The organism is Kitasatospora sp. NPDC002543 (genome assembly GCF_053594915.1).
In genome coordinates this window covers 1-1,215 of sequence record NZ_JBSFWR010000252.1, presented here as the reverse complement: position 1 = coordinate 1,215, position 1,215 = coordinate 1, and the positions used below count along the sequence as shown (strand labels likewise).

General features: G+C 67.4%; 1 protein-coding gene. It reads right to left on the bottom strand.

Going from position 1 to position 1,215, the window contains the following annotated elements; translation table 11 throughout:
• Positions 1–1,215 (bottom strand): ATP-binding cassette domain-containing protein (locus ACWD4P_RS38365; protein ID WP_449782841.1); only part of this gene is annotated, 1,215 nt, incomplete at both ends.

The window sequence follows — 1,215 nt, the reverse complement described above, 5'->3', positions numbered from 1 at the left end:
CCCGATGGCGACGACACCATCGACATCCATGGTGCTGATGTTGATGCCGGACGGGAAGGAATGTCCACTTGCTGAGGACGACCTTCTGCTGGTTGCCGCCGGAGAGCCGGCCCACGGGTTCGGAGACGTTGGGCGCCTTGATGTTCATGGACTTGCGGAAGCCCTCGGAGACCTTCCGCTCCTCGTGCTCGTCGACGACCCCGCGCCGGGCGACCTTGCGCAGCGCGCTCAGCGAGATGTTGCGGTTGATGGAGTCGATGAGGTTGAGGCCGTAGTGCTTGCGGTCCTCGGTGACGTACGCGATGCCGTGCCCGACCGCCTCGGGGACGGTGCGGGTGCGGATCTCGGTGCCGTCCTTGAGGACACTGCCGCCCGCGTACTTCCCGTAGGCCCGCCCGAACACGCTCATCGCGAGTTCCGTGCGGCCCGCGCCCATCAGCCCCGCGATACCGACGATCTCCCCGCGGCGCACGTTCAGGGACACCGAGTCGACGACCTTGCGCTGCTGGTCGATGGGGTGGAAGACGGTCCAGTCGCGGATCTCGAGGGCCGGCGCCGCGGCGAGGTCCTGCGGGTGCGGGGTGCGCTCGGGGAAGCGGTGGTCGAGGTCGCGGCCGACCATGGCGCGGATGATCCGCTCCTCGGTCGTCTCCGCGGCCTTCACGTCGAGCGTCTCGATCGAGTGCCCGTCGCGGATGACCGTCACGGAGTCCGCGACCCGGGCGATCTCGTTGAGCTTGTGCGAGATGATGATCGAGGTGATGCCCTGGCCCTTCAACTCCAGGATCAGATCGAGGAGTTTGCCGCTGTCCTCGTCGTTGAGCGCGGCCGTCGGCTCGTCGAGGATGAGCAGCTTCACCTCCTTCGACAGGGCCTTGGCGATCTCGACCAGCTGCTGCTTCCCGACGCCGATGTCGGCGACGCGGGTCTGCGGGTGCTCGTTCAGACCGACCCGCCGCAGCAGGTCCGTGGCGTGCTTGAGCGTCTCGCCCCAGCTGATCACGCCCCGCGTGGCGTGCTCGTTGCCGAGGAAGATGTTCTCGGCGAGCGAGAGGTACGGCACCAGGGCGAGCTCCTGGTGGATGATCACGATGCCGCGCTTCTCGCTCGCCCCGATGTCCTTGAACCGGCACGGCTCGCCCTCGAAGAGGATCTCCCCCTCGTAACTGCCGTGCGGGTGGACGCCGCTGAGCACCTTCATCAGCGTCGACTTCC